This window comes from Leptolyngbya sp. FACHB-541 (genome assembly GCF_014695875.1).
Taxonomy (GTDB): domain Bacteria; phylum Cyanobacteriota; class Cyanobacteriia; order Elainellales; family Elainellaceae; genus JAAUTN01.
The window spans coordinates 104,065-122,477 of sequence record NZ_JACJPC010000042.1 but is presented as its reverse complement, the minus strand read 5'-3'; the positions used below and the strand labels follow the sequence as shown (position 1 = coordinate 122,477).

18 protein-coding genes are annotated in these 18,413 nt (G+C 49.6%); 5 read left to right on the top strand and 13 right to left on the bottom strand.

What is annotated here, in order from left to right:
• Nucleotides 1–24 precede the first annotated feature (24 nt).
• From ntrB to H6G00_RS07405, 3 genes are all read right to left on the bottom strand, one after another.
• Nucleotides 25–810 (bottom strand): nitrate ABC transporter permease, encoded by a 786-nt coding sequence (gene ntrB / locus H6G00_RS07415; protein WP_242042174.1) that lies wholly within the window; start codon nt 808–810, stop codon nt 25–27.
• A gap of 260 nt (nt 811–1,070) precedes the next feature.
• Entirely contained in the window at nt 1,071–2,381 is a 1,311-nt protein-coding gene (locus H6G00_RS07410) for a CmpA/NrtA family ABC transporter substrate-binding protein (RefSeq protein WP_190796254.1), read from the bottom strand.
• 166 nt (nt 2,382–2,547) lie between these two features.
• Nucleotides 2,548–4,104, bottom strand: a complete 1,557-nt coding sequence (locus H6G00_RS07405) for a ferredoxin--nitrite reductase (protein ID WP_190796253.1) — start codon at nt 4,102–4,104, stop codon at nt 2,548–2,550.
• Nucleotides 4,105–5,145: 1,041 nt separating this feature from the next.
• On the opposite strand from H6G00_RS07405, the gene H6G00_RS07400 reads away from it, so the two are divergent.
• Nucleotides 5,146–6,417 (top strand): HEAT repeat domain-containing protein, encoded by a 1,272-nt coding sequence (locus H6G00_RS07400; protein WP_190796252.1) that lies wholly within the window; start codon nt 5,146–5,148, stop codon nt 6,415–6,417.
• Between the two features lie 100 nt (nt 6,418–6,517).
• Here H6G00_RS07400 and H6G00_RS07395 read toward each other — a convergent pair whose 3' ends face one another.
• Entirely contained in the window at nt 6,518–6,667 is a 150-nt protein-coding gene (locus tag H6G00_RS07395; RefSeq protein WP_190796251.1) for a hypothetical protein, read from the bottom strand.
• Between the two features lie 11 nt (nt 6,668–6,678).
• Here H6G00_RS07395 and H6G00_RS07390 point away from each other — a divergent pair, with 11 nt between their 5' ends.
• On the top strand, nt 6,679–7,224 hold the full coding sequence (locus tag H6G00_RS07390) for a hypothetical protein (protein ID WP_190796250.1): 546 nt from the start codon (nt 6,679–6,681) through the stop codon (nt 7,222–7,224).
• A 76-nt stretch (nt 7,225–7,300) separates the two neighbouring features.
• Here H6G00_RS07390 and H6G00_RS07385 read toward each other — a convergent pair whose 3' ends face one another.
• On the bottom strand, nt 7,301–7,825 hold the full coding sequence (locus tag H6G00_RS07385) for a dual specificity protein phosphatase family protein (protein ID WP_190796249.1): 525 nt from the start codon (nt 7,823–7,825) through the stop codon (nt 7,301–7,303).
• 177 nt (nt 7,826–8,002) lie between these two features.
• Here H6G00_RS07385 and H6G00_RS07380 point away from each other — a divergent pair, with 177 nt between their 5' ends.
• Complete coding sequence (locus tag H6G00_RS07380) at nt 8,003–9,244, top strand: DNA double-strand break repair nuclease NurA (RefSeq protein WP_190796248.1); 1,242 nt, start codon at nt 8,003–8,005, stop codon at nt 9,242–9,244.
• On the opposite strand, the gene xseB is transcribed toward H6G00_RS07380, so the two are convergent.
• Both xseB and xseA read right to left on the bottom strand, forming a co-directional pair.
• Nucleotides 9,241–9,531, bottom strand: a complete 291-nt coding sequence (gene xseB / locus H6G00_RS07375; protein ID WP_190796247.1) for an exodeoxyribonuclease VII small subunit — start codon at nt 9,529–9,531, stop codon at nt 9,241–9,243. The two genes, H6G00_RS07380 and xseB, sit on opposite strands and share 4 nt — an antisense overlap.
• Nucleotides 9,528–10,793, bottom strand: coding sequence for an exodeoxyribonuclease VII large subunit (gene xseA / locus H6G00_RS07370; RefSeq protein WP_190796246.1), 1,266 nt, complete (start codon nt 10,791–10,793; stop codon nt 9,528–9,530). The genes xseB and xseA overlap by 4 nt, the downstream gene beginning before the upstream one ends.
• A 582-nt stretch (nt 10,794–11,375) precedes the next feature.
• Between xseA and recA the strand changes: the two genes are divergently transcribed.
• Complete coding sequence (recA, locus tag H6G00_RS07365) at nt 11,376–12,452, top strand: recombinase RecA (RefSeq protein ID WP_190796245.1); 1,077 nt, start codon at nt 11,376–11,378, stop codon at nt 12,450–12,452.
• Nucleotides 12,453–12,514: 62 nt separating this feature from the next.
• Here the strand turns inward: recA and H6G00_RS07360 are convergent, their stop codons facing one another.
• From H6G00_RS07360 to H6G00_RS07350, 3 genes are all read right to left on the bottom strand, one after another.
• The gene (locus tag H6G00_RS07360) at nt 12,515–12,823 is read right to left on the bottom strand and encodes a DUF3181 family protein (RefSeq protein WP_190796244.1); all 309 of its coding nucleotides are present in this window, start codon (nt 12,821–12,823) and stop codon (nt 12,515–12,517) included.
• Between the two features lie 94 nt (nt 12,824–12,917).
• Nucleotides 12,918–13,190: a 2TM domain-containing protein gene (locus H6G00_RS07355; protein WP_190796243.1), complete on the bottom strand. Its 273-nt coding sequence runs from the start codon at nt 13,188–13,190 to the stop codon at nt 12,918–12,920.
• A gap of 112 nt (nt 13,191–13,302) precedes the next feature.
• Nucleotides 13,303–14,157, bottom strand: coding sequence for an Rpn family recombination-promoting nuclease/putative transposase (locus H6G00_RS07350; protein ID WP_190796242.1), 855 nt, complete (start codon nt 14,155–14,157; stop codon nt 13,303–13,305).
• Between the two features lie 162 nt (nt 14,158–14,319).
• Between H6G00_RS07350 and coaBC the strand changes: the two genes are divergently transcribed.
• Nucleotides 14,320–15,558, top strand: a complete 1,239-nt coding sequence (coaBC, locus tag H6G00_RS07345) for a bifunctional phosphopantothenoylcysteine decarboxylase/phosphopantothenate--cysteine ligase CoaBC (protein ID WP_190796241.1) — start codon at nt 14,320–14,322, stop codon at nt 15,556–15,558.
• A 31-nt stretch (nt 15,559–15,589) separates the two neighbouring features.
• Here coaBC and sixA read toward each other — a convergent pair whose 3' ends face one another.
• From sixA to H6G00_RS07330, 3 genes are all read right to left on the bottom strand, one after another.
• Nucleotides 15,590–16,099 carry a phosphohistidine phosphatase SixA gene (gene sixA / locus H6G00_RS07340; RefSeq protein ID WP_347278155.1) on the bottom strand — a complete coding sequence of 170 codons (510 nt, stop codon included), beginning with the start codon at nt 16,097–16,099 and terminating at the stop codon, nt 15,590–15,592.
• Nucleotides 16,100–16,120: 21 nt separating this feature from the next.
• Nucleotides 16,121–17,392 carry a bifunctional oligoribonuclease/PAP phosphatase NrnA gene (locus H6G00_RS07335; protein ID WP_190796239.1) on the bottom strand — a complete coding sequence of 424 codons (1,272 nt, stop codon included), beginning with the start codon at nt 17,390–17,392 and terminating at the stop codon, nt 16,121–16,123.
• Between the two features lie 367 nt (nt 17,393–17,759).
• Complete coding sequence (locus tag H6G00_RS07330; protein ID WP_190644816.1) at nt 17,760–18,257, bottom strand: HNH endonuclease; 498 nt, start codon at nt 18,255–18,257, stop codon at nt 17,760–17,762.
• Nucleotides 18,258–18,413: the final 156 nt, after the last annotated feature.

Here is an 18,413-nt window from a genome sequence, read left to right as displayed (position 1 = left end):
GGGATGGGGAATTGGAAATTGGAGTTAGCCTTGCTTTTGTTCTTCGGGAACGACAAACTTAGCGATCTGGCTGACCAGCCAGTCGAGCAGTAAGCCGACTAAGCCGACATAGATGATGGCAATGATAATGTCGCTGATGCGAGAGCTATTCCAGGCATCCCAGATGAAAAAGCCAATGCCAACGCCACCAATCAGCATCTCGGCTGCAACGATCGCCAACCAGGAGAGCCCAATGCCGATCTTCAGTCCTGTGAAGATGTAGGGCACAGTAGCAGGCATGAGAATTTTGAAGAAGTACTCGGTGCGAGACAGGCGCAGCACTTTAGCCACGTTGTTGTAGTCTTGGGGAATTTGGCGCACCCCTTCAGCCGTGTTGATGATGATTGGCCAAATTGCCGTAATGAAAATCACGAAGATGGCAGACGGATTTGCTTGTTGAAAAGCAGCCAGGGAAATCGGCAACCAGGCTAGCGGCGGCACGGTTCGCAGAACCTGAAAGATAGGGTCGAGAGCCCGAAACATGAAGGTGCTGGTGCCAATCAAAATGCCCAACCCAATTCCAGCGATGGCAGCTAGAGTGTAACCCAGGGCGACTCGTTGCAAACTGGTTAAGACTTGCCAAAACAGTCCTTTGTCATTGCCACCGTTATCAAAGAAGGGATTGATGATTAGTTCCCAGGTTTCCTCAACGGTCTGGATTGGACTAGGCAAGGTTGCTGATGGCAGGGAGGTGAGAGCTTGCCAGATGACCAGGAAAATGAGCAGGGCGATCACCGGTGGATACAGCACTTTAGCCTGTTTCCCCAGCATCGAAACTAAGTTTTCGCTGCTAAAACGTTTCGGTCTTGCGTCCAGTCTTGCGGTCATCTCAATGATCTCCTGGTGGCGGGGTAATAACTTGGGATTATGAACTCAATTATCTATGGGGTAGGTTTCTCCCCTATCTGGATAAGCAAAATGCTCATCCTCGAAGCAGTGCAGTTTATTGAATTTCCATTCCTTAACCTTCCTGGCTTGTAGAGACGTGATTCATTGCGTCTCTGCTAATCGCGTCTCTACCAAGTGAGGAATTAAATTTTCTTGATTTCCAGGCTGTCCAGGTAAGCCGTTGGATTTTCGGGGTCAAACTGCTTGCCGTCAAAGAAGGTTTCAACGCCGCGAGAGGTGCTAGCTGGAATTGCTGCCTCCTGACCAATCGCCTTTGCCGCTTCCCGCCATAAGTCTTCCCGGTTGACGGCATCGACGAGTGCCTGAAGGTCGGTGTCAGATGGCAAATAGCCCCAGCGCACATCTTCGGTCAAGAACCAGAGATCATGACTCTTAAAGGGATAGGACGCATCCTCATTCCAGTACTTCATCATGTGATCGCTCTCACTTTCAACGCGACCATCGCCGAAGTCGTAGTTGCCCTTAGTCCGCTCTATGATGTCCTTGGCAGGGACATTAAACCAGGCTCGCTTGGAAATAATGTCTACCATTTCCTCTTTGTTTTCTGCCTGATCACACCAGATCTGCGCCTCCAGCACTCCTTTCAGCAGTGCCTGCGTTGCTTTCGGGTTTTGGTCTACCCAATCTGCCCGCATTGCGAATGCTTTTTCAGGGTGATTATTCCAAAGCTGTCCTGTTGTGAGAGCGGAGTAACCAATGTTTTGGTTGATCAACTGCGCGTTCCAGGGTTCACCCACGCAGAAAGCATCCATCGTTCCAGTTTTCATGTTGGCGACCATCTGCGGCGGGGGAACCACAATCGTTGAAGCGTCATTGTCTGGGTCGATTCCGCCTGCGGCTAACCAGTAACGCATCCACAGGTCATGGGTACCACCAGGGAAAGTAACGGCAAATTTCAGTGGATTGCCAGCCGCCTTTGCCTCATCGATGCTGGGTCTGAGTAAAGAACTGTCTAGCTGAACATTTAGCTCTTTGTACTTATTCGCAACCGAAATAGCCTGACCATCCACATTCAGCCGCGCCAGGATGTACATGGGAACCTTTCTACCATCCGTAACCGTGCCTTCAGAGATCAGGTAAGGCATGGGGGTGAGAATGTGAGCGCCATCAATGCCGTCTCCTCCAGAACCCAGAACCAGGTTGTCGCGGGTGGTTCCCCAGGAGGCTTGCTTGATGACCTCTACCTCGGTCATGCCGTACTTGGCAAAGAAACCTTTTTCCTGAGCAATGATTAGCGGCGCGGAGTCGGTCAAGGCAATGAAGCCTAGCCTTGCGGCTGTAACCTCTGGAGCATCTTCTGGGGCAATTTCAGCAGCAGGAACGGGATCGGAACTGGCTGTTTCGCTGTTGCTGCTACAGCCATGCAGCCAGAGACTACCTGCTGCGGTTGCGCCTGCAGTGATGATGAATTGCCGTCTAGAAAATCTTGCCATTTACGTTCACCAAGTCCTTTCGGTAAGTAGTCGTTGAGGGTTAAAAGATTTAGGGTTTGTGGAGCAATTGGGCTGCACAGACAGTCCTCTATTCCAAGAGGAGTGCAGCTTTGAGGAGGCTCGCGATGGGAAGGTGCCCGTGCCAGGAAAAATCACGCAACCAAATCTAAGTTGAAGTCACGGCTTCCTCCTTCAGTTGTGCGCCGAAGTGTTCAACCAGTAAATTCCGCAGCACGGGTTTGAGGTCATCACAGGGCACAGATTTCATCACACAGGTGCCCAAGTGAGCATCTTTGCCCACCTTGCCGCCCATGTAGATGTCAACGGCTTCCACCGTTTTGCCATCCTTGCGAGCTTTAGTGCCCATCAGACCGATATCGGCAACCTGCGGCTGTCCGCAGGAATTGGGGCAACCCGTCCAGTGAACTCGCACGGGCTGTGAGCAAGAGACCTCTGCTTCCAGTTCCCGAATTAGCCCCAGAGCACGATTTTTGGTTTCAATCAGGGCAAAGTTGCAGAACTGGCTGCCTGTGCAGGAAACGAGCGATCGCTCCAACATTGCCGGACTGACCGAAAACCGTTCCAGCAGTGGCTCCTTCAGCAGCAATTCCAACCGTGAGTCCGACACGTTAGGAATGATCACGTTTTGCTCAACGGTCAGCCGCAATTCGCCGCTGCCGTAGACCTCAGCGATTCGTGCCAGTTCAACCATGTCCTGGGCAAATAGCCGACCGACGGGCACGTGTAGACCGATATAGTTCAAGCCAGATTGCTTTTGAGCATAAACCCCGATGTGATCCCGCTTGTCCCAAGCAATCTCGTCTTTTTCTGCCGCCGTTTGTAGGGAGGTACCTAATTGCTGCTCGACTGCCGTGCGGAATTTTTCAACACCCCACTCGTCAATCAGCCACATTAGTCGTGCTTTTTGCCGATTTGCCCGCAGCCCGTGATCGCGGTAGACGATCAAAATCGCCTCGCACAGCGCCACCACTTGGCTGGGATCAACCCAAACATCCATCGGGATCGCCGCTTCGCAACGCTTCGCAGAAAAGAAGCCACCGACCAAAACGTTGAAACCTAACGCGCCGTCCTTAAAGGCTGGAACAAAGGCAATGTCATTAATTTCAGCGTGGACGGAGTTGTCGCGGCATCCGGCGATCGCAATGTTAAACTTGCGCGGCAAGTTGGTAAATGCTGGATTTCCCTCGCCACTGTTCGTGATCATGTCCTGCACCTGCTGCACCAGGTCGCGGGTGTCAATCAGTTCGTCGGCATCAATTCCGGCAACGGGGGAACCCGTGATATTGCGAACGTTGTCCATGCCCGACTGAACACTGGTTAAGCCTACCTGCTCAAATCGTTGAAAAATATCGGGAATGTCCTCAAGCCGAATGCCACGAAGCTGAAGGTTTTGGCGAGTCGTGATGTCGGCGTTGCCGTCCTCGCCATAGCGCTGCACGACTTCCGCTAGCGTTCGCATTTGCCCACTGGTGAGAATTCCACTAGGAATTCGCATCCGCAGCATAAACTTACCTGGAGTGACCGGGCGAAAGAAAACTCCCAGCCATTTCAGCCGATGATCCCGGTCCGTTTCATCCATTGCCTCCCAACCAATTTGGGCAAAGCGATCAATTTCCTGCTTAACCGCCAAGCCATCTTTCTCAGCTTTAAATTTTTCAAATTTATTCAGTGTTGCAGTAGGGTTTGTTGCTGCTTGAGTCACGGAACTGTCCTCTTGATGCTTGTGCCTGAAATGTAGTCCTGCATGAGTAATGAGGAACTATCAAATGGTTCTAGTTAAATCTGAAGAAACCTAGTTGTGAGAAGTTGAGTACTTTGAAATGACCTGTATAAGAACAAACCTAAAATGAATTCACCGTGAGAATTCTCAATAAGCCTTCAGGAGAATCTGAAAAGTCAAGTTGACGACTAGATTTGAAAAAGAAAATTTTTAACAGCACACAGAAGGTAAAAGTAGCGATCGCCAAGCTCATTCAACTTTATTAAAGAATGTACAATTCAAATGCAGCTTAGCTAACACTTTAAGCTCCTAAACTCAAACTTTATTGCGCCCGTCTATGCCCGATTTCTCAATAATTTATTCGGATTCAAGCAGAGTTTTCGTATCTTTAGTTACAAAATATTTTCTAAGATGAAGTTTTTGCATAATGCTCATGCATGTCTTACATCAACGGCTGAAAACCCTCTCAAATCAAGCTTTTCCCGACCTGTTTAACTAACATTGATCTGATTCCAAGGGATAGAGAGCAAAATTTTCGCTGTTTTTTTGCTTAATTCTGTAGTTTGCTTTACCAAAGCTACACAAAATGCAGAGATCAGTCAGATGTGCGTTTGCTTCTTTCAATATCAATTTGGCTGCATTGTAGGAAAAGTGTTCAAGGTCTGAATCAACCTTTAGTAAGGTCACACACCACAGCAAGCCAAGATATTCTTAAATAGGGGTGTTACGTAAGTGACAACTAGAACCCTTGAAGAACAAATTAGTATTAAAAGCAACCAAATTTTCTCAAAAGGGTTCCTACTTTAATGCGGGAAGCAATTCAAACCACAATGTGCGAAAGTTAACTAAAAGCAAAAAATCGAGTGTGAATACTAGACTTCTAATTCTTTGAGTGACAGGGTATTTAGATTGGCACGGTAGAACCGTATACTCAGTTACAAAACCTATTTCAATATGTAGTGACTACATTAGCCTGATGCTCGATTGACAGGATGGTCTTGTAGATTTTAAGGAATACTAAGTTTGCTAGATACAGCTGAAAACGACACGCAGTTTAGTCACTCTTGGAGCAACTGTTCTCCGCCTTTGTCTGCTCTGGCAAACCAGTATGGCTGGGCAACTCCAGAAGACGGCATCAATCCAGAGCTATGGCTTGATCTGGCGTTAGACCTATTTATAGAAGGGGATTTTCAGACGCGATGGGATGTTGCGAAACTCTTGCCTCGCTTTGGCACAAAGGCGATCGCTCCCCTGATTGTGATTCTTGAGCACGAGGACACTGACTGGGAATTGCTCTGGTTTACTGTGCGAACCCTAGGCGAGTTTGACCATCCTGTCGTAGTTCAGGTTTTAATCAGTTTGCTAAAAACCGCTGAAGGAGAACTCAGTGCGGTTGCTGCAGAAGCTCTAGCAAATTTGGGCAATCAGGCGATTGCTCCGCTAACAGAACTGCTGTCGATGGAGCAGTTTCGGCTTTTGGCAGTGCGATCGCTCTCCCGCATTCGCCATTCCCAAACGATCGCCCCTTTGCTCAGCATTACAAATGACGCGCAGCCCGAAATTCGTGCAGCAGCAATTGAGGCGTTGAGCAGCTTTCACGACTCGCGTGTCTTTCCGGTGTTGGTCAATGCGCTTCAAGATCCGGCAGCGGCAGTTCGGCGAGAGGCAGTAATTGCTGTGGGTTTGAGAGCCAACCTGCAAGCCGAGATCGACCTGGTCAATCTGCTGATTCCTCATTTAGCGGATTTGAATTTGCAGGTCTGTCAGCAAGCGGCGATCGCCCTAGGACGATTGAGTAATCCTGCCGCAGCCCAAGCTCTCGCTGACGTGCTGCACTCCCCTCATACCCCTTCAGCTTTGCAGATCGAAATTGTGCGATCGCTAAGCTGGGGCATGACCGCAACCGTTCTCAAAAAAATTCAGTCCATTCTGCCTTGCGTTTCGGCAGAGGTCTATCGTGAAATGATTGCCGCTCTCGGAAAAGTGGAAGATCCAGCGCTAAAGCCTCAAGCAGCGGAAATTTTGATCACTTTGCTTGATTCTGAGTCCTCGCCGCAGTCACCAGGAAAACAAGCGATCGCCCTTAGCTTAGGACATTTAGGCGAAATTAAGGCTCTAGACCCATTGATCAGGCTGCTGTCAGAGTCAGATCCAGGAGTACAGCTACACGCGATCGCCGCCCTCAAGCAACTTGCCCCGGACGCTGCTCATGAGCAGCTAAAGATGATGGCGAAAGACACAAATCTGCCAGAAGCGCTACAGGGTGGAGTAGCAAACGCTCTCAGGGAATGGTAAGTCTTGTGTGATTGGATTAAGTTATTTGTCAGTAAATAACTTCAAATCAACAAATTAGATTGAATTATTAAATTATTACGAAAACTTTCATAGAATAACTTCAGGCCAAGTCAGTGGGATCTTTGCGATCGCAGTGCAGCTTTGCCGCCAATAAAAGCGTTAAAAGGTTTAAATCGGTAGAAATACGTTCCAAAAAGTCTAATCGAGCAGCTATGCAACGGGCGATCGCCCGTTGAAATAAGGCACCCAAGGATTTGATTGATGAGTATTACTGAAACCGATACAAAAAATGGACACGGTGGGGAACTAAAGGAGGGAGCGATGAGCAGCGAAAACGAATCTCAAACCACGGCGGTTGAATCTAACAATGATTCACAGGGGGCTGACCATGGCACTAAATCTGGACAGTCTGAATCAAACAAATCTTCAAGTCAGATCCAGTTTCGTCCATCGGGTGAGTTGGCTAACCGCCCCATTGGTCCTAGTGACATCGAAGTTGAAAATGCCCTTAGCATGTCAGGCTATCGCCCGATCGCTGCTAGCAAGCTGGAGATTTCAGGCTATCTGCTAGGCAACCGCCCAATTTCTGCTAGCCACCTGCGGGTTGTGGACGTTGACAGCCTTCCGGGTCATCGCCCCGTTTTCGCCAATGACTTTGAAGTACTGGATGTCGATACGCTGCCTGGACATCGCCCCATTGTCGCCAGCAGCGCCGATCTGATGAGAGGTAGCCACCTCCCCGGCAATCGCCCGGTCGCCTCTAACGAGATCGACCAGCCCGAAGGACTCATGGGCTTCCTCGACTAGAGATCACAGAGCATTGCGATTCAAACTTCAAGCGGGAGTAAGGTTCAACCCTTCTTCCGCTTTTTTAAGTGTTGGGTTAACGGCAAGAATCCAAAAGAGCGTTCAACTGAGAGATTCCTTTCCAGGGATTTCTGCCCATCAGCGTTCGAGCGATCGCCGCTTCATAGGGATTGCGCCCGGTTCTTTTGACAGCGGCGATCGCATCCTTATTTGATAATCCTCGTCCAAACACCAGCCAAGCAGCGAGAATGTGCCCCGTGCGTCCCACACCACCAGAGCAGTGAACGCTCACCTTTTCACGCTGCTGGTCAGCTTCAGCTAAAAACGGCAGAATTTTCCGGGTGAGCATTTCTGGTTCAACCCAATGAAAATCCTTCACAGGTGCCCACAGTACTTTACCTTCCCCAAATGCTTGTCGGTAGATGTTTAACAAGTCTGGATACGGAGTTAGTTGCTTTTGTGGAAGTAAACAGCAAACTCGTTGAATCCCTTGCTGCTGCATAAACTGAACCCATTGCAAAACTTGCTGTTCAGCAGCTCCGGGTTTCGCTGCGCCAAACACAATCGGTTCAGATTCAAAAGCTGCTGCAAATCTGTACATCGAATTTGGGTGAAACCATCAAATTAATTAAAGCAAATTAATTAGAGACATTTGTACTAATTTAATTCAAGTTGGGCTACGATTCTACCCAGGCAGGGCGATCGCCATTCTCCAGCATTTCCAGTGATCCCCAAATGATCCCCAAATGATACTTACTGCTCTTCAACCGATCCCTTCATGCTTGACCTGATCAAACTGGCGCGACAGATGCAGGATATTAGCCAGCATCTCTCCCATGAGGCGGCTGCAACACGACAGCGGTTAGAGTTGGCGCAGCAGTTGCTAGAGCAGGCGCGAAGTCACCAGGCAGAACTAGTGACACTACAAGAAACCTGGGGCGATCGCCTTGGGTTTGCGGCTGCGGAACCGATTGAACCCCTCGACACTCGAATTGATCTGACCGCTGCACCTAATATCCACACAGTTCTAGCGACTGATGGGTCGCAGATTGCCCCCAGCCATCATGAAATTGCCTACTGCTATCTGATCAACGTTGGTCGGGTTGTGCTGCACTACGCTCAAAATCGCCATCCGCTGCTAGACAGTCTGCCGGAAGTGTTTTACCGTCCTGAAGACCTGTACATTTCCCGCCAGTGGGGAATTCGTACTGAAGAATGGATGGGCTATCGGCGAACTGTCTCAGAAGCCACAGTGCTGGCAGAATTGGCTACGGGAACAGAAATTCAAAGTCGGGAATTAGTCAGCAAAGTTGCTTCACCACACCTGCAACTGTCAATGCTGTCAAATGAACCCCCACCGACTCTGGCAATGGTAGACGGTTCGCTGATTCACTGGTTTCTAGAGCCGCTGCCTGCGGATGCCCGCGATCGCATTCTTCCTCCAATTCTCCACGCCTGGAATCAGCTCAAAGCAGCGAGAATTCCATTAGTTGGCTATCTCAGCGCCTCTCGCAGCGGTGAAGCACTCAACTTTTTGCGGCTGCACACCTGCCCCTACGACACACCCGACTGCGCCACCCGCTGCCCCGGACAAACAGAACAGGCTCCCTGCCAAGTGTTTGCGCCGTTGCGCGACACTGCTCTGTGGTTACTGTTACTCAGCCCCGGTCAGCGCAGTCCTCTCTGGCGCAGCTCTGCTAAAATCCTGGATCTCTACGGAGATCACGCTATCTACTTCTGCTACGCCCACGTCGGCTCAGAAGTTGCTCGGATAGAAGTTCCTGCCTGGGTTGCAGAAGATGCAGAATTGCTCAACATTGCCCTAAGCCTGACACTGACTCAAGTACAAAAAGGGTACGGTTATCCTGTAGCGCTAGCTGAAGCACATAATCAAGCTGTGGTTAGGGGAGGCGATCGCGCCCGCTTCTTTGCTCTACTCGAACAGCAAATGATCCGTGCCGGGTTGCGCGGCATCGGCACTTCCTATAAAGAAGCCAGGAAGCGAGGCAGTATTGCCTAGAACCCTTCTGGCTCATCCATCAGCGTTTCAACCAACACATCCATCTGCCGCTGCTGGCGAGAGAGAAAAATTTCGCACTCGCGCAGATGCTCAACGGCGGTGGCAAACTGCTCAAATACGTCGGCCAACTCCAGGTCACCTAACTCAATCCGAGTGATGATTGCCTCAATTTGGGCAACTGTTTGCTCGTAACTCCAGTTTTGAGGAGTCTGGGAATCGGAGGCGATCGCTTTAGAATTCAAGTTGGATTTGGAATAGGCAGTTCCAGGGGAAGTTAAATCGCTCATAGAGAGTCCTGATGCTGTGGGTCATGGGTTGAACTAGAAATTTCTGAAACTTTAACTTTGATCTGTCCCTGAGCAAGCTGTACCGTCAGGTCTTGTCCAGAAGTGAGTTCAGCGGAGGATCGCACGACGCTCCCATTTGTCTCTCGCACAACAGCATAACCGCGCCGCAGAACTGCCTTAGGATCTAGGGTAATTAGCTTTTGGCGTAAAAGCTGGCAATGCTGGTTTGCCTGCTGAAGCTGCTGGGCAGTTCCATGCAGTAGGCGCTGACGCATCCAGGCAATAGACTGGGTTTCTCGCTGGATCTGGCGATCGGGCTGGAGCCGTCGCAACCGTTCTCGCAGCCGATGCAAATGGTCATAGCTAGCGGTGAGCCGATGCTCAATTGCCTGAGCGAGTGCATTGACCCGCTCTTGATGCTCACTCAGCAAATCTGCTAGCTCCGGCACAGCCTGCTCTGCGGCGGCAGTCGGCGTGTGAGCGCAGACATCTGCAACCAGGTCAGCCAGCGACTCATCCCGCTGATGCCCGATCCCGGCAACAACAGGAATCGGACAGGTGGCGATCGCTCGCACCACCCGCTCATCATTAAAGCAAGCCATGTCCTCAATTGCTCCGCCACCCCGCGATAGAATCAGCACCTCTGCTCGCCCGTCCTGCTCAACTCGTTGGATCGCATTCACAATCGAAGCTGGAGCTTGATCCCCCTGAACCAATGCTGGAGAAAATAACACACACAGTCCTGGATAGCGACGCTTCAAAGTCCGTTTAATGTCGCCCCAAGCAGCCGCTTGCGGTGAAGTGACCACGGCGATCGTTTGCGGATGAGCCGGCAAAGGACGTTTCCGCTCAGCGTCAAATAGCCCTTCCGCTTCCAACCGCAGCCGCAGTTGCCGATAGCGCAATGCCCGCAACCCCTCACCCGCTGGAAGCGCTTGCCAAACAATGAGTTGATAGTTACCCCGTTGGGGATGCACATGAATGCGACCCAAAATGATGAACTGCTCCCCCTGAACAGGCACAGTTGCTAATTTGGTTAATTGGCTATTCCATATCACACAGCTAATTGCTGCCTTTGCATCCGGGTCTTGCAGCGTAAAAAACAACCCGCTGCGATAGCGACTGGCACTCGATACCTCCCCTGTCACCCAAACCTGACGCAACTGGTTATCCTGTTCCAGCAATTCCTGAATGTAAGCAGTCAGCCCTGCCACTGACAGTGCTGTATCAGGAACAAGCAGATTGGGAAGATTAGTTGTCATTCTTGATAAGAGGTTGAAATCTGCACTGTACTCTGCAATGTGTAAAACCTGAATCTTGAGGGAACACTCCTCATAACACGTGTGGTTCTGAAAAATTTAAGACAGCCCCAATACTAAATTTTTGCTGAACTTTTTACCCGAAATCAGGTATTAGAAATAAAAAGGTAACTAGTGGAAATTTCTCTCCTCCTTACAAACTTAGAAATATTTGGATATTAGTTTGAGTTGGGCACCAATTTAGCAGCAATGCAGCCCTTTCCACGGCATTTCACTCTGGAATATTAGCTAGTACATTTGTATGCAATTAAAGCTCAAATGTCTTACAATGGACAAGAGCCAACTGTTTACAGCGTAACCAGATTTGAGCAGATCAGACAGTAAGCTGGATTGCATAGTGCAACTCTAAGCCGTTACATTGCTGCTCCACCTCACACCCCAACACCTCCAACTTCATATCCAATTTCAATTTACATCCGCCTTTTGCATCTTGCCTGGTGGAAGGGAAGCCTTGAATATAGACTTGCTTCCTTATAGATTCTGTTGACCCCCTGTACTCTCCACACATTCCGTTTTGAGGCGCTAATGGCTAAAACCAGCAGTGAAGATTCTGAAAAAACTAAAGCTCTAAATCTGGTACTTAACCAGATTGACCGCACCTTTGGCAAGGGCACGATTGTGCGGTTGGGTGACGCTACCCGTATGAAAGTAGAAACAATTCCTAGTGGTGCCTTGACGCTCGATTTGGCGTTGGGTGGAGGGCTACCGAAGGGACGAGTAATCGAAATCTATGGCCCAGAAAGCTCGGGTAAGACGACTTTGGCGCTTCATGCGATCGCCGAAGTTCAAAAAGCAGGAGGCATCGCCGCTTTTGTCGATGCAGAACACGCCCTCGACCCCACCTATTCCAAAGCGCTAGGGGTAGACATTGAGAACTTGCTGGTATCTCAGCCCGACACAGGTGAAGCTGCCCTAGAAATCGTCGATCAGCTCGTGCGTTCTACTGCTGTCGATGTGGTCGTAGTAGACTCTGTTGCGGCGCTCGTACCCAGAGCTGAGATTGAAGGGGAAATGGGTGACGCTCACGTAGGCTTGCAGGCCAGGCTGATGAGCCAAGCGCTCCGCAAGATCACGGGCAACATCGGCAAGACTGGCTGTAGCGTCATCTTTTTGAACCAGTTGCGCCAGAAAATCGGCATTTCTTACGGCAACCCCGAAACCACAACGGGGGGGAATGCGCTCAAATTCTACGCCTCGGTCAGGCTAGACATCCGCCGAATTCAAACTCTGAAGAAAGGGACAGAAGAATTTGGTATTCGTGCCAAAGTCAAAGTTGCCAAAAACAAGGTTGCTCCACCCTTCCGCATTGCTGAGTTTGATATCATTTTCGGTGAAGGCATTTCTACTTACGGTTGCCTAGTCGACTTGGCAGAAGAAACTGGGGTCATTGCACGTCGGGGAGCCTGGTATAGCTATAACGGCGAAAACATCAGCCAGGGTCGCGACAACGCCATCAAGTACACTAAGGAAAAGCCTGAATTTGCCAAAGAAATTGAGCAAAAGGTGCGTGAAAAGCTAGAGATGGGCGTTGCAGTCTCAGCGACCTCTGTAGCACCGATGAGTGAGGACGAGGACGAGGAAGAATACGTCGAAGAAGAATAAATATGTAGGGGCTTGGCGATGCCAAGCCCCTACATCTTTCTAAGCTCACCTACTAAAGTTTTCTAGAGCTTGCGCTGATATTCTTCCAGAATCTCGACTAAGTTGCTTTGAACCGAGGAAGGCAGCAGATCAGATAAGGGAAGTTCACGCTTACCGCCGCCTAACTTTACGGGGATATTTCTCAGCGTTTCTGTCACCTTGCTTTCATCAATTTTGCTATCTGTCAGCATCGGATAAAACCGCTCTGCCAGAAGTGTGTGTAAATGGGCATCTCTGAGATAGAGGTGCCATTTTGCAACATCAATGTAGATATTTTCACCAATTTCTGCTGCTAGCGATTCGATCGCTTCTGTTGTGCCGGAGTAAGCCATTGCAGTTTACCTAACTCGTCTGCCTGGGCAGAGACAATACTCTACTCAGTCATAGCTTTAACCTAACGCACTCTAGAAGGGCGATCGCCTTGCTCTAGGAGGATTTGGGTAGTTTGTCTGAGGCAGTTGAGTTGGAATAGTCGGCGATCGCAAAAATGTACACCGCATGGACCACTAACAGCAACAGCCACCCACCCGTCACCCAAACCGTCCAAGGCCAGTTTTGAGATTGGAGCGTACGGACAAACCAAAGTCCAGAATTTGTGGCGGCAAAGATTGCAACGTGGATTGCAAAGTTCATCCGATCATCGAGCTTACGGTAGGCAGGATCGTTGCGATCGGGTTCACGGGGCCAACGAGGAGGCATGAGCTAAATCAGGTATAGAAAGGACTAAACAGTCGAGGTCTTAGACAAACTCGTCTCTTCATTGTAGTAGTACAAGCTGTTTACCCAGAAATCAATCAGCACATGCTTGCAGCTAGTGCGATCGCTCCTCCAACCAAGCCTGTAACTCAACTACACTCGTAAAGTCTAATAATGCTTTACTCAACATTTCTAGGGTTAGTAGCGGCAAGTTGCTGACACTTGAGCGTAATTCATCAGGAAATTCTCCAAACCGCTTCTTCAGCAGTCGATTAACTAAGTTGGCAGCTTCTTCCTGCCGTCCTTCTTGTCGCCCTTCTTCCTTAATTTCCCGATAAACCCTAGTTTCCTTCAGCGTGATGTCCAGCATTGCTTCTATCTCTACTCGACTTAGGTGCTCAAACCGGTAGGACATGATGGTTGTGACTATCTCAATTATTGCATGGCTGCTTAATTGAGATAACTTAGCACGGGTTCGACTCAGTAGATGTCGGGCTTCCTCTGGAGCTTGAGCTTCCTCTACCGTTGTTAATACCATTACTGCTACCCAGAGCGGCAACTGACGAATATTGCCTAGCTCATTCAAATACACCCGATGCACCTGATCGCTGTTTAACAGCCCTCGATGGGGATGCAAGTCGCTTTGTTCAACATTACGTGAGGGATAAATGACTACCGCTTGCCAGTCGTTAAATCGGGCACGGTTGCGGTAGAAATACAGCGCAGATTCAGCAAAGATGCGTTCGTAAAGCTGTTCATCCTTCTGAAACTGAACTTCGCAAAAGTAAACGGCTCCTATGTCCTGATCCTCCGGTAGCAGAAATACGCCATCAATTTCAAATTTCGGTTCTTTGACTGCCACGGAGTCAAATCGATAAGCTTCAGCATTGGTGGGAGGCTGAGACAAAAGCTCAAACGAAAGTGTGGGGGATTGCTGAAACAGCTTGTAGAAAATTGAATCGCGCCGCATGAAGCAGTTCTTTGAGTGTCGCGGTTAGCCCTGTTTTAATCTTGAAGCACATTCAGTTTGGCTTCTAATTGACTGACAGATCTTTGAATTGTAGGTTGAGTTGAGACCGTTTACCTCTACCATTCAAGGCTGCTGTTACAACTAATCGATGACCAGTGACACATGACAAATGACAATTCCATCCAGGGAATCAAGGGCAGGCGAATTCTAATCGGGGTAGGCGGCGGCATTGCTGCATACAAAATTTGTGAAATAATCTCGACGCTGGCAAAAGCTGGGGCTGAAGTTAGAGCAATTTTGACTAATTCGGCACAGGAATTTATTACACCGTTGACGATCGCCACCCTTAGCCGCCACCCAGCCTATACTGACCAAAGCTTTTGGCATCCTACTCACCACCGTCCCCTACACATTGAACTGGGCGAGTGGGCAGAGATATTTGCGATCGCCCCCCTCACTGCAAACACCCTGGCAAAGCTCACCTATGGTCTGGCAGACAATCTGTTGACCAATACTGTCCTGGCTTCTGCCTGTCCGGTGCTGCTGGCTCCAGCTATGAATACGGAGATGTGGCAGCAGCAGTCTGTTCAGCGAAATTGGCAGCAAGTGCAGACAGATAGGCGTTATCACACGGTTGGTCCGGCAGCAGGAATTTTAGCGTGCGATCGCATCGGCAACGGTCGCATGGCAGAACCCAGTGAAATTTTGGCGCAGTTGCGATCGCTCCTACACACTGGCGGCAAACGAGATTTGACTGGAAAGCAAATTTTGATTAATGCGGGCGGCACCCGTGAACATTTTGATCCTGTACGGTTTATTGGCAATCCCTCAACTGGAAAGATGGGAGTTGCTCTGGCACAAGCTGCGCTGCATCGAGGTGGAGCGGTGACGTTAGTTCACGCGCCGATGGAAGCTGAGGTGCTAGCTGATCTATCAGGGGTGCAGATGATTCCTGTTACCAGCGCCGCAGAGATGCACCAGACGATGCTGAATTACTTTACGGATGCGGACTGGACGATTTTAGCGGCAGCAGTGGCAGATGTGAAGCCAACTGACTATAGCTCTATAAAGTTGCCGAAGCGATCGCTCCCCACTACTTTGCCGCTATCGTCCGTACCTGACATTGCAGCAGATTTAGGCGATCGCAAACGTCCTCATCAACGCTTGATTGGCTTCGCGGCCCAGACGGGCGACATTCTCCCCCCTGCCTTAGAAAAATTGCAGCGCAAGAAGTTAGATGCGATCGCTGCCAATCCAGTTGACCAACCCGATAGCGGCTTTGGTAGCAACCAAAATCAGGCAATCTTTTTGGACAAATCAGGCAATAAGCAGACGATCACTCCGTGCAGCAAGCTAGAAATGGCGCACCACCTGCTAGATTTTGTGCAGAGGATGTCTTGATAGGCTATTGGCCGTAGTGCCAGTTGCTCAATCAAAGCAAAAATTTGGGAGGTGTGAGCCAAAAGAGCTGACTTTGTCCCACTGGAGTTTTTGCTTCGGGTAGAAGCAAGCCAATCACTCCTGCTTTTTTGAGAACAACTTGCTGTTTAGACTCACCCCAAATCAAAGTTTCTGCCCAATCTCCTAAATCAGGCTGATGTCCCACCAGCGCCAATCGCGCCCCCCCTGCTTGCCATTGGTTGAGCCAGGTTAGCCAGTGAGCGAAGTCTCCTTCTGGGGCGAGATCGTCTGATTCTTCCAGGCGATCGCTCAATCCCACAGACTGCAGAATTTTGGCGGTTTGCTTTGTCCGTACCAGCGGACTGGTCAAAATCAGGTCGAAGCGCACCCCTAATTCGTACAGCCGTTCTGCGACCTTTGTGGTTTTGTGTCGCCCCACTTCAGTCAGGGGGCGATCGCTATCTTCCTGATAGGTGCCTCGCTCTGCCGCAATGCCGTGGCGAATCAGGTAAAGTTCAGTCGGCTCAGTTGATTCAGTCACGCTCATCAAACCACCTAAACATTAAGCTGTGCGAATTACGCCCTCTTCTGGGTCAACTAGCCTCAGCAGTTTTTGCTTGACCTGAGCATCAAACACTTCCCACTTGATTCGGGTGTATTCAGAATTTTCGTTGAAGCCCGAAAGAAAGCCCATCGGAATCTCAAAGCCACCCGCCATCGCTCGTCCACCGCCAAAAAAGCGACCCTGCGTGTCTTGTCCAAACGCTTCTTTAATGAATTCGTCAGGGTCAAGGGTAATCTTGCTGGTGCGGAGAGAGCCAATTACAACTTCCAGATCTTCATCTTCATCATGGACAATGCCATAGACGACAGCCGTATGCACGTTTTCTTCTGTCACCAAGAAGTCTGCTGCCTGCGGAATCGCGTCTCGGTCGTCGTAGCGCAAATAGCCAACCCCAGCAATTGAAAAGCTGTTTTGCAAAATGCGGTTTCTGAGCGACCGCTCAATTACATCCATCACTCGCTTGGAGCGAGAAGCCTGCAGCACAGAGTTGAGCAACTGGCTGTCATAAAATCGACTGAGATAACCTGCTGCCAGAAAATCTTCTTCCTGAGCCTGCATCAACCGATTTGTATCAGACCGCAAACCGTGCATCAGGGCAGTTGCACACTTGATGTGTTCCCCGTTGTTGTTGTCTAACTTAAGTAGACCAGCTTGCAGATATTGGGTCAGGATTGTTGCAGTGGCGCGAGTTTGAGAACGAATGTCCGAAAACTCCGCCTCCAAATCTCCCTGGGAACTGTGGTGATCAATCACAACGGTCACAGGAATATGCGCTTGCTGCACCAGAGGCATCAATTGAGTCGTGGTGCCCTGATTGTCGATAAAAACAGATCCCTGGTAAACCGAAAAGTCTTTCTCGCGAGCAGCTTGCACTGACCAACGCTGTACAGGTAAGGCCGTGAGCTTGACCAAGGCAATGTTTTCCTGATGGCTCAAAGTACCTGCGTAGACGATATCGCAGCGAATGCCAAATTGCTGTGCAATTAGCTTGTATGCCCAAGCACAGGAAAGCGCATCAGGATCTGGAAAGTCTTGCAGAATTACCAAGTGGCGATCGCCCCGACGCTTTTCCAGGACTTGTCGTAATGCTTCTACTTTCTGTTCAGAGAACCGTCGTCCTGGAGAGTTTAGAGGTGCCTGACTGATCTCTACTCCCGAATATTCTACGTCTTCATAATCAACTACCCGGCTCACTGACTTAGAACCTTTCAAGTTAGGTTCTGTCACTGTGGATAATCCATCACTAGAGATGAGCGAGTTGGATTGCATAAGTACAGGTGTAAAAAAAGCGGGCTGGCGCTTTCAGCAAGGTAATGTTTCAGCTTAGCAACAGCCCAGTTAATATTTTTAGTTGCATTTACGATCTTCGCAAAAAAAAAGAAATCTGACACCTCATCTTTAGGAGCATATCAATGGCGGCTTTTGTGAATAAATCCCGTATCCTATGACTGAAACCGCATCTATCACAGGTTTGAAACTATCCTTTTCTGCCGCCTTGCAACTTAACCACAACTTAATCTCCAATTTGATTAAGTGTTCCGGCAGTTAAAGGGGTGCAAGAGCAACTTAGTCAACCCTGATGCGGCTAAAGTAGCGCTGTGTACCTATGCTGTAGACTAGCCTAAGTAAATTCCCGTTAGATGCCGATGACGTACTTCTGCCATTCCTGGTGTACGCCACTCTTGATGTGCTTGGTGACTTCAAAGTAAAGTCCGCTGTAGGGCTTGTGTGGAGGGTGCCGCAGCGGCATGTTTGCTTCTTTGGGGGTGCGACTGCCCTTCTTTACATTGCAACGTACGCACGCAGTGACAATGTTTTCCCAGGAGTCTCCCCCGCCTCGCGACCGCGGGATCACATGATCTAGCGTCAGGTCATCTCCGGTGTACCCACAATATTGACAGGAATGACTGTCTCGGTGGAGGAGATTTCGGCGGGTTAAAGGAATTTCCTTGTAGGGTACCCGCACATAGTGACGAAGCCGGATCACCGTTGGCAGAGGCAACTCAGCATAAACTATCTTGCCATTATGCTCGACTTGCTCTGCTTTTCCCTTAATCAACAGCACAACCGCCCGTCGCCAGCTCGTGATGTTGAGCGGCTCATAGGAGGCATTCAGCACCAATACCTTGCCCATTATGGCTCAGTGAGAAGAGGGTTTCACAGATGGTAACACGGACAGCCAAATTCTGGGGGATTGCTGGGATCATCCCGACCGAAGTAGATACGAAATTTCCAGGTGTTTACAATCTTTGACATTCGTAGGTAAATATAGCAACCCTGTCCGGGTTGT

What these genes read in the sequence shown, in the direction of transcription:
- coaBC (WP_190796241.1), top strand. Translation starts at nt 14,320, where the DNA reads ATGACAAATGACAATTCCATCCAGGGAATCAAGGGCAGGCGAATTCTA.
- H6G00_RS07410 (WP_190796254.1), bottom strand. Translation starts at nt 2,381, where the DNA reads ATGGCAAGATTTTCTAGACGGCAATTCATCATCACTGCAGGCGCAACC.
- H6G00_RS07350 (WP_190796242.1), bottom strand. Translation starts at nt 14,157, where the DNA reads ATGCGGCGCGATTCAATTTTCTACAAGCTGTTTCAGCAATCCCCCACA.
- H6G00_RS07380 (WP_190796248.1), top strand. Translation starts at nt 8,003, where the DNA reads ATGCTTGACCTGATCAAACTGGCGCGACAGATGCAGGATATTAGCCAG.
- H6G00_RS07355 (WP_190796243.1), bottom strand. Translation starts at nt 13,190, where the DNA reads ATGCCTCCTCGTTGGCCCCGTGAACCCGATCGCAACGATCCTGCCTAC.
- H6G00_RS07385 (WP_190796249.1), bottom strand. Translation starts at nt 7,825, where the DNA reads ATGTACAGATTTGCAGCAGCTTTTGAATCTGAACCGATTGTGTTTGGC.
- recA (WP_190796245.1), top strand. Translation starts at nt 11,376, where the DNA reads ATGGCTAAAACCAGCAGTGAAGATTCTGAAAAAACTAAAGCTCTAAAT.
- H6G00_RS07335 (WP_190796239.1), bottom strand. Translation starts at nt 17,392, where the DNA reads ATGCAATCCAACTCGCTCATCTCTAGTGATGGATTATCCACAGTGACA.
- H6G00_RS07330 (WP_190644816.1), bottom strand. Translation starts at nt 18,257, where the DNA reads ATGGGCAAGGTATTGGTGCTGAATGCCTCCTATGAGCCGCTCAACATC.
- H6G00_RS07360 (WP_190796244.1), bottom strand. Translation starts at nt 12,823, where the DNA reads ATGGCTTACTCCGGCACAACAGAAGCGATCGAATCGCTAGCAGCAGAA.
- ntrB (WP_242042174.1), bottom strand. Translation starts at nt 810, where the DNA reads ATGCTGGGGAAACAGGCTAAAGTGCTGTATCCACCGGTGATCGCCCTG.
- H6G00_RS07390 (WP_190796250.1), top strand. Translation starts at nt 6,679, where the DNA reads ATGAGTATTACTGAAACCGATACAAAAAATGGACACGGTGGGGAACTA.
- xseA (WP_190796246.1), bottom strand. Translation starts at nt 10,793, where the DNA reads ATGACAACTAATCTTCCCAATCTGCTTGTTCCTGATACAGCACTGTCA.
- xseB (WP_190796247.1), bottom strand. Translation starts at nt 9,531, where the DNA reads ATGAGCGATTTAACTTCCCCTGGAACTGCCTATTCCAAATCCAACTTG.